General features: G+C 38.8%; 18 protein-coding genes and 1 tRNA gene. 2 read left to right on the top strand and 17 right to left on the bottom strand.

Features of this window, described 5'->3' with window-relative positions; genetic code table 11:
• Positions 1-408: 408 nt before the first annotated feature.
• The 3 genes from NT010_11150 to NT010_11140 all read right to left on the bottom strand — a co-directional run bounded on the left by NT010_11150 (position 409) and on the right by NT010_11140 (position 3,453).
• Positions 409-2,391, bottom strand: coding sequence for an ATP-dependent helicase (locus NT010_11150; GenBank protein ID MCX5806604.1), 1,983 nt, complete (start codon positions 2,389-2,391; stop codon positions 409-411).
• Positions 2,391-2,972, bottom strand: coding sequence for an HD domain-containing protein (locus tag NT010_11145; protein MCX5806603.1), 582 nt, complete (start codon positions 2,970-2,972; stop codon positions 2,391-2,393). Before NT010_11145 ends, NT010_11150 begins: the two co-directional genes overlap by 1 nt.
• Positions 2,973-3,057: 85 nt before the next feature.
• Positions 3,058-3,453, bottom strand: a complete 396-nt coding sequence (locus NT010_11140) for an EF-hand domain-containing protein (protein MCX5806602.1) — start codon at positions 3,451-3,453, stop codon at positions 3,058-3,060.
• A 198-nt stretch (positions 3,454-3,651) separates the two neighbouring features.
• Here NT010_11140 and NT010_11135 point away from each other — a divergent pair, with 198 nt between their 5' ends.
• A complete protein-coding gene (locus tag NT010_11135; GenBank protein MCX5806601.1) occupies positions 3,652-4,197 on the top strand; it encodes a hypothetical protein in 546 nt (181 codons plus the stop codon).
• A gap of 273 nt (positions 4,198-4,470) precedes the next feature.
• On the opposite strand, the gene atpE is transcribed toward NT010_11135, so the two are convergent.
• The 4 genes from atpE to NT010_11115 form a co-directional block, all read right to left on the bottom strand.
• Positions 4,471-4,686: an ATP synthase F0 subunit C gene (atpE, locus tag NT010_11130; protein ID MCX5806600.1), complete on the bottom strand. Its 216-nt coding sequence runs from the start codon at positions 4,684-4,686 to the stop codon at positions 4,471-4,473.
• 137 nt (positions 4,687-4,823) lie between these two features.
• On the bottom strand, positions 4,824-5,516 hold the full coding sequence (gene atpB, locus NT010_11125; GenBank protein ID MCX5806599.1) for a F0F1 ATP synthase subunit A: 693 nt from the start codon (positions 5,514-5,516) through the stop codon (positions 4,824-4,826).
• Positions 5,506-5,898, bottom strand: coding sequence for a hypothetical protein (locus NT010_11120; GenBank protein MCX5806598.1), 393 nt, complete (start codon positions 5,896-5,898; stop codon positions 5,506-5,508). Before NT010_11120 ends, atpB begins: the two co-directional genes overlap by 11 nt.
• On the bottom strand, positions 5,876-6,121 hold the full coding sequence (locus NT010_11115) for an AtpZ/AtpI family protein (protein MCX5806597.1): 246 nt from the start codon (positions 6,119-6,121) through the stop codon (positions 5,876-5,878). The genes NT010_11120 and NT010_11115 overlap by 23 nt, the downstream gene beginning before the upstream one ends.
• A gap of 147 nt (positions 6,122-6,268) precedes the next feature.
• Between NT010_11115 and NT010_11110 the strand changes: the two genes are divergently transcribed.
• Positions 6,269-6,345 (top strand) — tRNA-Lys (locus NT010_11110).
• A 23-nt stretch (positions 6,346-6,368) separates the two neighbouring features.
• Here the strand turns inward: NT010_11110 and NT010_11105 are convergent.
• The 10 genes from NT010_11105 to NT010_11060 form a co-directional block, all read right to left on the bottom strand.
• The gene (locus tag NT010_11105) at positions 6,369-7,451 is read right to left on the bottom strand and encodes a site-specific integrase (GenBank protein MCX5806596.1); all 1,083 of its coding nucleotides are present in this window, start codon (positions 7,449-7,451) and stop codon (positions 6,369-6,371) included.
• Positions 7,423-7,674 carry a hypothetical protein gene (locus NT010_11100; GenBank protein MCX5806595.1) on the bottom strand — a complete coding sequence of 84 codons (252 nt, stop codon included), beginning with the start codon at positions 7,672-7,674 and terminating at the stop codon, positions 7,423-7,425. Before NT010_11100 ends, NT010_11105 begins: the two co-directional genes overlap by 29 nt.
• A 126-nt stretch (positions 7,675-7,800) precedes the next feature.
• The gene (locus NT010_11095) at positions 7,801-8,091 is read right to left on the bottom strand and encodes a hypothetical protein (protein ID MCX5806594.1); all 291 of its coding nucleotides are present in this window, start codon (positions 8,089-8,091) and stop codon (positions 7,801-7,803) included.
• An 85-nt stretch (positions 8,092-8,176) separates the two neighbouring features.
• Entirely contained in the window at positions 8,177-8,446 is a 270-nt protein-coding gene (locus tag NT010_11090; protein ID MCX5806593.1) for a hypothetical protein, read from the bottom strand.
• Positions 8,447-8,538: 92 nt separating this feature from the next.
• Positions 8,539-9,087, bottom strand: a complete 549-nt coding sequence (locus tag NT010_11085) for a terminase small subunit (GenBank protein MCX5806592.1) — start codon at positions 9,085-9,087, stop codon at positions 8,539-8,541.
• 8 nt (positions 9,088-9,095) lie between these two features.
• Entirely contained in the window at positions 9,096-9,305 is a 210-nt protein-coding gene (locus tag NT010_11080; protein MCX5806591.1) for a hypothetical protein, read from the bottom strand.
• Between the two features lie 13 nt (positions 9,306-9,318).
• Positions 9,319-9,894, bottom strand: a complete 576-nt coding sequence (locus tag NT010_11075) for a hypothetical protein (GenBank protein ID MCX5806590.1) — start codon at positions 9,892-9,894, stop codon at positions 9,319-9,321.
• 12 nt (positions 9,895-9,906) lie between these two features.
• Positions 9,907-10,254, bottom strand: a complete 348-nt coding sequence (locus NT010_11070; protein MCX5806589.1) for a hypothetical protein — start codon at positions 10,252-10,254, stop codon at positions 9,907-9,909.
• A gap of 24 nt (positions 10,255-10,278) precedes the next feature.
• Positions 10,279-11,982 carry a bifunctional DNA primase/polymerase gene (locus NT010_11065; protein ID MCX5806588.1) on the bottom strand — a complete coding sequence of 568 codons (1,704 nt, stop codon included), beginning with the start codon at positions 11,980-11,982 and terminating at the stop codon, positions 10,279-10,281.
• The gene (locus NT010_11060) at positions 11,963-12,232 is read right to left on the bottom strand and encodes a hypothetical protein (GenBank protein ID MCX5806587.1); all 270 of its coding nucleotides are present in this window, start codon (positions 12,230-12,232) and stop codon (positions 11,963-11,965) included. Before NT010_11060 ends, NT010_11065 begins: the two co-directional genes overlap by 20 nt.
• Positions 12,233-12,283 lie beyond the last annotated feature (51 nt).

Below are 12,283 nucleotides of genomic sequence, written 5' to 3'. Positions count from 1 at the left end.
AAACTTCCAAAATCTCCGTAAAACCAATACAGGCAAGCGTTTCTGCAACGCGCATTTTGAGACTAAATTTGCACATTTCGGGTTATTCTAAATTCTAAATTCTCAATTTGAAATTGGAACCGCCCCTTCACCCTGTTTACGAAAATTCTACCCCTATGAAATGAAAAATACAAACAATTTCGCCTGAATGTTAAATGAACTTTTGTGGCCGGGTCTTGAAATAATATTTATTCTCTATTCACTATCATAATTTTAACTCCCGGATAATACCCTGTATCTCATCAGGAGGTTTTAAAAATGATGGCTTGTTAAATGGCGTGGTTATTGAATTTACGGAGATTTAAGAATTTGCTAACACAATGTTAGCAAATTCTCCGGACAGGCTTATCAGATTATTTTTTGTCGGTTTTAATACTCCGATACATGCCACTCATCGTAGGAGCTGCCCTTTAATTCTGAGATAAATCTTGAAGGTCTGAGGATTACATGGCCTGCCTGTTTATCGAAAGTCAAAAGAGGACAGCACAGATACAATTCGTCCATTGCCCTTGTGGAAGCCACATAGAAAAGCCTTCTTTCTTCCTCGTCGTTGCCTTCTTCTATAGCCTTCGGGTTCGGGAATCTGCCTTCAGCGCACCATATGATAAATACTGCTTTCCACTCAAGCCCTTTTGCCTGATGAATGGTGCTTAAGATCATTTTTTCATCATCATCTGCGGCGCTTACGATCTCTTCGCCACTGACTCCGCTTAAGAGGGACAGCTCGCTCAAAAAGGCTTCCAGAGACTGATACTGGGTGGAAAAATTTATCAGTTGTCCGATGTCCTCAAGTCTTGAATCTGAGTTAGGGTAGTTATATTTAAGATATTCCGTATAACCATGCTTCAGTACAGCAGAGATCATGTCGGATAATGCTTCTTCCTCCAGCAGCGTGGAAAGCTCATTGAAAAGTTTTGACCATATTTCAATATTTTCTTTTTGTATACTCTTAAAATGCTCAATAATACTCTTTGAGATAAATGTGTGAATCGGGTCAGGACAGGTTTTGATATATTCATAGATGTGATCTGCCGTTCTGTTGCCTACCCTGGGAAACAGCTTCAGCATCCTCTTCCATGAAACTTCGTCGTATATATTGTTCATTATCCTTAAGAACGAAATAACATCTTTTATGTGCGCCTGTTCAAAGAAACGCAATCCGCTTCTTATCTCAAAAGGGATATCTCTGCGGGTCAGCTCCATCTGGAGTTCCATTGAATGGTAATGGGCCCTGTAGAGCACTGCAATTTGATTCAGAGGCACACCTTCATCTCTCAACTCAAGCACTCTCTGTGCAACAAATTCTGCTTGTTCCATTACATCTCTTAAATGTGTTACAACGGGAATCACGCCGCTGCCTCTTATGCTTTTCAGATTTTTAAAAAATTGTTTTTTGTTTTGTGATATGGAGTCGTTTGCAAGCTCCAGTATCTCCGGGGTGCTTCTGTAATTAGTCTCAAGCTTGAATATCCTGGCTTCTTCATATCTTTTCTGAAACTCAAGGATGTTTTGAAAGTTTGCACCCCTGAAAGAGTAAATGCTCTGGGCGTCGTCTCCGACAACAGTTACGTTTCGGTTTATCAGCCCCATAAAATCAACAATCTGTGCCTGTATCGTGTTTGTGTCCTGATACTCGTCAACGAGAATGTGAGAAAAAACTGCGGCATAATGCGTTCTCAAATGCTCGTTTTCAGATAGTATCTTATGCCAGAAGAAAATCAGGTCATCAAAATCCATTGAATTAGTGGCTTTTTTCTTTTCTGTATATTTTTTTTCTACTGCTGCTATTTCATCGATTATGTCAAAGAAGAAGGGATACCTTTCTTTAATGCACGCTTCTACAGTATCCATCGTGTTTACTGAATAACTTAGTATCTTTTTTATTAATGTGCCTTTAGGGAATCTCCTTTCCTTCTTATCTATTTTCAGTTCTTTTACTGCAAGCTCAACCATGTCTTTTGCATCTTCATTGTCGAGGATTGTAAAATTTTTCTTAAAACCAAGCAGCTCGCAATGCTGTCTCAATATCATATTGCCGATATGATGGAAAGTGCCGCCCCACATATATCTGGTGTTTATTTTTAACAGGTGCTCCACACGGTGGAGCATTTCCCTTGCAGCTTTGTTTGTGAATGTGAGAAGCAGTATACTGTTCGGCGATGCTCCCTGTTCCAAAAGCCTTGCAACCCGGTATGTGACGACGCGTGTCTTGCCGCTTCCGGCACCTGCTATAACAAGAATCGGCCCGTTTCCGCACATTACTACATTTAGTTGCTCTTCATTCAGCTCTTTTTCATACTCAATAAGGGATGTTTTTGGTGCAGTATCCCTATGCAGAATGTACTTTTTCATTATAATGTAAATCCTTTATTACGAAAGAGTACTGTACAGGCATCCACAACTTCCGGGTCGTATAAAACATTATTTTCCTGTTCAATATCTTTGAGCGCCTGCTCAACAGGCCTGGCATAATGATATGAACGGTCGGATATTATGGCATCCACTGTGTCTGCCACAGAGATAATCTTCGCTGACCTGAGTATTTCATTGCCCTTCAAACCTCGAGGATACCCGGAGCCGTCAATTCTTTCATGGTGTTGGAGGATTGTTTCAGCCACGATCCCGGGAAACTTCAAATCTTTCAGAATGCTAAAGGATTTCTCAGGATGTTCTTTTAAAAGCATTGACTCTATGTGTGTAAGTCTTGTGACCTTGCAGAGTATATCTATTGGAATGGCTATTTCTCCAATATCATGAATGCTTGCAGCAACCCGGATCAGGTATATGTCGTCGCTTTCAATACCCATCTCTTCTGCAATTTTTCCGGACAGAGATGAAACCCTTTTGTGGTGTCCTTTCTTGTATGGATTGTTTATCTCTGCCATGTTTCCCATTGCCTCAAGTGCGCTTTCCATTATTTCCCGGTAATCCATACGTTATCCTGTCAGCTCCATCACTGTTATGTAAAAGATTTGTTAAATATTTTCACTTTATTTTAATGTATCTGAATACTGTTGATTAAAAATAGAATTTAAGAATGGGATATGCCCGTTCAGCTTTATACTCAGTAGTGCTGAGTGTGCCGTCTCTATTCTTATCAAAAAGTTTAAATCTTTCAAAGGCAGAGGACTTGAATTCATCATTACTTATCTTTCCGTCCTTGTTTTTGTCCATAAACTTGAATTCTTTGGCTGCTTCAGGATCTTTTGCAATATTAAGCTCTTTATCGTCAATGAAGCCGTCACTATTTTTATCGTATTGCTTAAATTTGTTATTAACTGCCGAATCAAATTCTTTTGCATCAATCTTTCCATCCTTGTTTGCATCAGTTTTTTCAAATGCATCATTTGAAGCATATACATTTCCGGTAATTATAAAAGCCAATATAAAAGCTGAAACAACAATTTTTTTCATAATGAAAGCCCCTTTGTAAAAGTATACTTTTTACAAAAAGTTTGCAATATCTTTTCATGAACAAATTTATCTTAATAGATATATTTTATTTAAAAAGATTTGTTGCTGAGAAACAATCTTTGTTTCATATGGGCAGGATTACAGTAAATAGTTTCAGTGTATTGACAGCTGTTTAACTGTGGCGTAAACTTATTCGGCATGAACAGGACAAAATCGAATACAATAAGTTTTGTGGTAATTGTGCTCCTGCTGTTGTCCTTTATATGTGACGCGTTCTGTGCTGCGGAAGTGAAAGAAGATAAAAGCGATAAAGACTCTGATGCGGTAAAAACGAAAGAGCTTTTCGTAGGTGCAGTGGTTAAACTGTTTGCAAAAGGCTATGTTGCAGTTACTGATATTAACAAAATAAAGGAAACCAACATTGCTAAACTCAAAAAGATGAATGATCAGGAATTCACAAGCAAGTATCTAGCCATTTATCGTGACATGAAGGATTTGCCGCAGAACGTAAAGACTGTATACGGTATTGATGAGAAAATAGACAGGTCTGCAGCGATAATGAAAATCCAGTCTGCAGAGAAAAAAGACCTCTATACCATTATAGACAGCATTCCTGATGAATTTATTATAAAACACTATGACAGCTATATTGGAGAAAAAGGGCTTGATATGAAGAAATCACCTTATATGAGAGATATTTTGGATTTCTGGAATAATATCAAAAGAAAGCTCGATTCAGATTAGAATACTGAACAATTTGGCAGGCAAAAAAGTCAAAACTATATGAATTTGATCTCACGCAGCATCTGTATTATCAGAAAGAGCTCTATTACTTTTCACGACCCTGCTACGAAAAGACGATCCGTATAGATTATATCATATTAATAATCCGTCTTATCAAACATTTATCCCGGGACGCACACAAACATATTGATAGGACTTTTCAGAATTGTCTTGAATAATAAATACCACAAATTACGGGGGTAGGCGTGGTTGCCACCCCCGTAAAAAATCGTTCTAAAGCTTAAAGATTAAAAGCAATGAAACGACGAGGGAATATATTACAAGTGATTCAATCATAGCAAGACCGATAATCATAGGAGTTACTATCTTTCCTGCTGCACCTGGATTTCTTGCTATGCCGTCAAGCGCTGATGTAATACTCTTTCCCTGACCGAGTGCTCCGCCGAAAGCTGCAACAGCAATACCAAAACCTGCCGCGAGTGCAATCATCTGTTTTACCTGCGGTTCAAGCCCTTTTACTTCTTCAGCGGCCATTGCAATACTGAAAGAAAAACATACGAAAATCCCGAGAAGCATCATAACTGTTAATAATTTTTTCATTAAATCTCACCCCTTTCTATAAATTTTTAATGCTCTTCATGCGAAATTGCCCCTGAGAAATACGCCATGGACAACAGCATAAATACAAACGTTTGAACAAATGCTACAAATAAACCGAGTAACATAACAGGCAAAGGGACCAGTAAAGGTATAAGACCGAAAAAAATGGCAGTTACAAGATGGTCGCCTAATATATTTCCGAAAAGCCTTAACCCCAGCGATAATGGTCTGGCAAAATGCCCGATAAGTTCTACGGGGATCATCAATGGTGCGAGCGCCCACATAGGCCCCACAAATTGTTTCAAATATTTTACGCCATGTTCTTTAAATCCGTAATAGTGTGTCATAACAAAGACTGTCAGTGAGCAGGCAAATGTTGTGTTTACATTGTCAGTGCACGGTGAAAAACCCGGTACAAGCCCGGAAAGATTGTTAAAGAGAATGAATAAAGCAAGTGTTCCAACAACTAATACGAATTCCTTGCCTCTCGGTCCCATGGTATCTGTTATAATGCTTGAAAGGTTATCAACAATCATTTCGGTAAAGTTTCTGAAAGTGCATTTAGGTTCCGGCACAACCTCGTCTTCCGTCCTTTTCAACTGTCTGTAGCCTAAAATTACGATAATGAGAAGTATTATTGAAACAATAATCCCATTTACTACCTGGGGGTCATTATGCAGAAACGGAAATAAAGAAGCCCATGAAAAACTATGCTCCATTGTTTTGCCTCCTTTTTGCCTCAGGACTGAATAAAATAATTATTTGATTTATCACAATTGATATAAACACTGTTGATAAACCAATGAGAAAAAATACTACATTGATATCTCCATACAACAATATAACAACCATAAGACCCATAAGAACAAGAAACTTTAAAGGAAGTTTAATAATGAGATCTTTTTTGCTGATCTCAGATTTCAGGAAACCTGCTTCCATAATCTTTTTTAAGAATCTAAAATTTAATGTCATAATGGAACTTGCTAAGGCAAAACTGAAAAGATATTTGAACTCTCTCATAATCAATATTGATAATATAGACCCAATTACAAGCACGATAACATTAACATGCTCTATATTACTTATTGTTGTTTCTTTCATTTTCCCTTTTAACCTTCTTCAGTAGCATAAATATTGTTTTAAATGCTGCTGCGACGCCAAAAAGCATAAATATTATGGTCAGGTAAGGGGATGTCTTGAAATAAAAATCAAGAAAGTAGCCAATCCCAATGCCTATGGCAACGGAAAGACCCATTTCTAAGCCAAGCGAGCTAAAGCTTATTAAAGATCTGACTACATCCTTATTATTTTCAGATATAGACATACCCAATTCAAACCAATCATTTTTATCATAATAGATTCCCTTTAGTCAACGTATTTTTGATAGATATGTGAAATATTTCTTTTGCAATAACTAAAAATAAAATTGGTTTGAATTTTCTTTCGTTTATGTGCTATATAAAACAATCCGGGGCCGTTAGCTCAGTCTGGCAGAGCAGTTGACTCTTAATCAATTGGTCGGAGGTTCGAATCCTCCACGGCCCACCAATAAAATCAACCATCTATGAGCATTAGCCATTGTGAACTATCCTTTGATTGTGAACTAAATGTGAAGTGGAATTAAAATTATCATTTAAAACGTTGTCGAGTACGTCAACCGCCTTTGTGAAATGTTGTGGTGATAAATGTGAATATCTCAAAGTCATTGCAAGGCTTTTGTGTCCTAAAAGCCTTGAAACTGTTGTTAAATCTATGCCTGCCATAACAAGATGTGAAGCAAAGGTATGTCTAAGGTCGTGAAAGTGAAAGTCTCTTATTCCTGTTTTTCTCAATGCTGTAGCAAATGACCTTTTGACTTCCTGATACCTTGCGCCGTTCTTTGGATCAAAGAATACATAACCGCCGTCAAGCCTTCGAGGTAATGCTTCAAAGGTAGTACGCAAAGTGCCATTGATAGGAATTTCCCTTCTTTCGCCGTTCTTTGTTATATCTAACAGAATAAAACCATGTTTCATATCTATCTGATCCCACTTCAAGCTTAATATTTCTTCCTTCCTGCAACCGCTGTTTAATGCTGTAATAACAATCGGCTTTAAATGAGCATCACAGGCATTTACTAAGGCCTGACATTCTTCTTTTGATAAATAACGCAGTCGCCGGTTATTTTCTTCCAGAAGCTTCACCTTTCTTACCTTTTTCAATATTGTTTCGGTTATCATGTTCCAGTCATAAGCCTTTGTAAATGAATGTTTCAGTGTAGCAACAAGCCTGTTGACTGTAGCCGGTTTGTTTCCTTTTTGAATACGATCTGTCTGGAATTGTTCAACCATCATGGTGTTGAAATTCTTCAAAGGCATATGTCCGAAAGCATCAAGCAATTGTTTTATGAATATCTTTTTACTATCAAAGCTCCGTTGTCTTTCACACCATTTCAGATATTCAACAACAAGCTCCTTAAAGGTATAATTGATATTTTGAATAACTTCAGGTTCTATTCCTCTTTGAACATTGAATTTTTTTTCTGTGAGAAATTCTACCGCTTTGTCATAATCCGCGTGCTTTGTTGTTTCCCGGACAATCTTCCCGGTTAAATCCTTATAACAGCACCACCAGACATTACCACGTTTATAAAGACCTTTTATCTTTCGTGCCATGTCTCATAACCTCCTTTTCGTTTTCATTTTCCTGTAATTCCTTTTCAATACGATCTAACAACAGACACAGTGTTTTTGACGGCTTTTTAGTTTTATCACCTCCTTCTAACATCCAGATATAATTGCCTGATACACCGGTAAGCCCGCCTAAAGCCACTTGAGATAAATTAAATCTATTTCTCAATCCTTTAATCCTTTCTGGTGTCCAAGCATCCATAATCATATTTATATATCTAACATAGTTAGAAGTCAAGTAAAATATTGAGTTCACAATTCACTTCACATTGCATTGTAAATACCTGATTTTATAAGTATCTTTTTTACAGTAATTTGACTTACAATCAAGGGTTCACCTGTTATTTTTCAACAATTTAAGATAAGGTAAAGGGGTCTTTTCAATACTGTTTATCCACTTGTCAATGTTGACTTGCCTGAATCGGACATACTTCCCGGCCTTGAAGTGCGGCAATTGGTAAAGGTTCTTGTCAATCCATGAAACGTCAACTTGAAGATATTCAGATAAACCTTTCTTATCCATAATGGATTCAGAAGGCTTATTTTGTGATAATAAAGGCCGGATAAGTTCAATAACTTTTTCAGCTATTGCCTGAATATCTTCCGGTTCAAGTATGGTTTTCATATCCTTTCTATGACCTCAAATTGTCATGAATACTAATAGTCATGTCATACTCACAATGTGAAACAATGACTGCTGTATGACGCTTTCAAACTGCCTTTCTGAATGCTTCTCTTATCTGCATTCTACTATTTAAACGTGCTTCGAGTTTCTTCCCGTACTTTGCTTTCCAGATATGTTCTGTTTTTCGTATCTGTTCGTCGAGTTTTGTCGGTTTGCCTTCGAGGTAATCAAGAATCTTCCTGCATACCTTTTCACCTGAAATATAATTCCTGTCAGCTATACCAGGGTCAAGCGGGCATATGTTTACTTCACACTTATAATAATAACTGCAAACATCTTCAATATTATCCATCATTTCAAAACCTCCTTTAGGGGTGTCACGGATCGAGGGGGGGGAGGGGGAAAATTAACTTTTCGCCCTCCATCGTATATCCCCTTCCCAACGCGCTATTCATTTTCATCAGGTAAAATAGGCTTTATCCTGAATCTTTCAATCAGTGCTTGATCTAACTCCGGGATTACATCTACATTGAGGTTGAGATTCTTAGTTTGTGTTGGCGCATAGTCCCCACCTAACTGCCATGACTGGTGTAATGCTTTCAGGGAAATATCAGGAGACTTATTGTCAACATGTTGTTTAAGCCTCTTAATGCGATAGATTCTTGTCAACCCGTGGTTTTCCATTAATTCCCGGATTGATAAATTTATTTCATCCTTCTGCATCAAGTCAGAAGCGATATTTCGAGCACTATCCCTTGATGTGGCGTTATAAGCAGTAAAAGCCGCATCAACATTGCTTCGGCCTTTAACCTTTTCAATAACAAAACATCTTTGCTGCTCAGTCAATTTTGAAAAGTTTTCCGGTTCTGGCGTCTGCAATAACTGCTTGCGTTTTGTAATCCAACCGTTTGACACCCCAAAGTGCTTTGCAATATCTTTTTGTGGTATCTTATCGTCAAGCATTTTTAAAAGTTCATCATCATTGACACGTTGCATGTTACCCCCTACTTCTCAAAATTCAATGTTATACTTGTTGGATAGCCCTGCTCTTCCACCATCTTAATCGGAATAACCACTTCCCCGTAAGGCTCATCACTTCTCTCTAACGATCTGCCAAAAGTACAAAGTCTGTATTTTGATAAAGCTGAACCTGCAAATCTATGACCCTGTTTGCCATGCTGCCTTACTTCTGTTAGAAATGTGATTGTTTTCATAATGTTATCCTCCTTACTCTGTCATTTTGCGCTTATCGTGAACAGGCACCAAATCAATATAAAAGCCGGTTTTAGGACCGATAAAAGTCATGAGCATAGCTTCAAGCTCTGACTTGTTCGGGCTTGCATTGTACTTGTGGAAGAGTTTGTAAATTTCACTATCAAAATCGTTTATTGCTTCCAACGCCTTTATTAGATTGTGATGCAACACCGCCGCCTGCTGTTGAATCGGTTCCCGGACGGGCCGCCATAAATCAGCATCGAGCTTGTGAGCTAACCTGTATTCTTTTTCCTGTCGTTCGGTCTCTGCCAACGATGCAATTAAAGCCGGTAGTTTCTCTGTTTTAAGTGCAATCTTCTTCTCAATCTGAATTAGCTTTAAGGTCCCTTCGTCGATCTCTTTTTCATCTGTAGCAGAACTGAGGGAATCGGATAGAGTTTTATGGTCTGCCTGAAGTAAGAAAATATCAGATTCAATATCAGATTTTGTTTTCTCTGTTTCTGTCCTGTCCTCTGCAAACCCTGCAAGATTACCGGCTGCATTTGATGAGGCCAAAGTCGATTCAATCCTTTTTAAAACATCTTCCATGTGAAACCCCCTTTAAATTTTTTTAGGCCGTAGCCCGTTTAAGAAAACTGTTGTTCTTTTCAGAATTTCGGTTTTGCTTTCGTCTGTGTTTGCTGCCTTCATCTCATTGGTAAGAGTTTGGAAACGAACATACTCCTGCGGCATCATAAGGCCGCCCTGTAGTAGCTGTTCGGAAAGATGCTGCATTGTCACTGTCGGATTGCTTGACGTGCTGATCTGTCCGGCAAGATAGCCCGGCAATGCTTCAAGAGTTGTAAAGTGCTGCCCGTTCTGCATATCCGGGTAGAGATTCTGCTCCCTTGATATTCTAACTTCTTCGCCGCCGATAACATCCATGTCTTTGTAACTAATGTTTTCCATTCATTTCACCTCTTTTTGTATTATTCATTCCTGCCAATTCCCTTGTGGAATAATGCCAGCCCCCTTTACCAATTTGTAATATCTGTAAAGCCCGCGCGGGTTCCTGTCTCTCCATGCCTTACAATCAATAATTTTTATCCGATTCTGTCGGCGTTCCGAATCCCAATCAAGAGAAATATACAAGCGCGCCTTTTCTCTACTGAAGTCGGCCCCGCGTCCTATCTCTTTATCATCTGCCTTCTGTAGGCCGATAAAGGCAAGGCCATTTCCTAACTTTCCGTGAACATGAGCTATAGGAAGGGCTATCTTTGAGAAGTCCTCTGCAATTTCGAGATAATCTACAATCCAGATAGTGTCCGATCCGTCAATAAAGTCCGCCGGGGTCTGCGTCGGTTTTAGCCTGAATACTTCCATTTTTTCCGCCCAGGTCTCAAGTTTTACGTTGCCGAAATTTAGAAGGCGATTTTTCAACTCGTCCTCTCCCATTTCAGAATTGAGATAAACAATGCGCTTTTTACCCAAATTAGCTAAAGCGATATTTAGAAGGAACGCGGTTTTGCCTGCCTCTTTGCTACCGGCAACGACAATAATGCTTCCGGCGTATAGTTTTGCAAGGTCGTTTAAGTCAAGCGGTAGGTTAATATTTGTCTCTCTTCCTGAAGCACTGAGAAAGTCGACACGCTCAAAATCCTTGTCAACACGGCGATAAACGCCTGCTTTGTTACCGTACTTCTCAATGAAACCTTCCTCCTTGAGTCTGTGAATTATGACATCAGCATGGTTCCGTTCTTCCTTTGTAAGGAGTTGTAAGGTCTGTTTCATATTTGTAAGGTCTGTGTAACCTTCTTGTAAGGTCCACCACGTCCTAATTTCTTCCAAAAGGTTTCTTTCACGTCGCGCCGCGCGCTGTAAAGCTGACTGAATTTTCGCATTAATGTCTTTTTCAGGAAAAGGTGGATCACAAGAAAGTGCAAGTATATTAAGCACATGCTGTATAATACCGGGTGCACAATTGGCCTTTACAAGTGCATTGGCAATACGAAAAATGTCCTCATCCCTGCGGCCTTCAATGAAATATCTGTAAGGTTCTGTAAGGTCTGTAAGGTGTTGTAAGGTGTCAACCTTACCACCCTTATATAAAGAATTATTATTAAAAGAATCAAATGCATTTATATATGCTTCAGGCAAAGGCGCAAAGGTGCAATCATCAGGGGATTTAACCCATGTATAAGAACCCTTTATATCCTTGCCATGCTTTATATACTCACAATACGAAGGCGGTGCAACGACGTAGCCCCCATCGCCTTGAAAATCACAACCCGGAATAGTTTTTCTATTGCATTCGATTCTTCTGTCCGGATGTTTAAAATAAAAGTGTAGTCCGCCTGAAGGTGTTTGCGCTGTTGGTGTTTCAATGCCTACCGGGATTACCTTTGCAAGCTCTGAAAGCCCGATCTTCATATCATCGACATCAACCACAACAAGCCCGGATATAGACCCTGTCACGACGCCGATATTAGCATCAGTCCATTTTTTCCACCAACCTGTAACATCTCCGATCTTTGCTTTTTGCTTTTGAAAAGCTTCCCATTTAATGTGTGGCGTTTTGTCGATTCTTAATGGAATTATTGAAAAACCCATTTTTTGATATTCAAGAGCACGACGTAAAAAAGACTCATTTTCATTTTTTGTAAATCCGGTTTGCCCGTTATCTGTGATTATATCCATATCGTCCACCGTTTCCAGTTATGCTCTCTTTAGCTGAAAGCATCTTTCCTCTAAGCGTTTTTATTGCCGTTATCAGATCAAGACAAGGTATTTCCGGGTTTGTGTTGAATTCTGCCATGAGTCGGTAAACATTATCATTGGCATCGAAATTGAAAGCCACTTTGTTGTTCTTGATTGTAAGGTCGGGTTCCTCACCATTAAGAAAAAGGAATGAAGATAAATAGATGTCTAAGGTTGAAAAAGTTTTCATAGTCGTGCTCCTTACCGGTAAATAATAATGTAATATTAGGGTATTACATTA

The sequence above is a fragment of the Pseudomonadota bacterium genome (assembly GCA_026388275.1).
Classification (GTDB): domain Bacteria; phylum Desulfobacterota; class Syntrophorhabdia; order Syntrophorhabdales; family Syntrophorhabdaceae; genus JAPLKB01.
The sequence above is the reverse complement of the archived record's forward strand: the minus strand, read 5'-3'. Positions and strand labels throughout refer to the sequence as shown.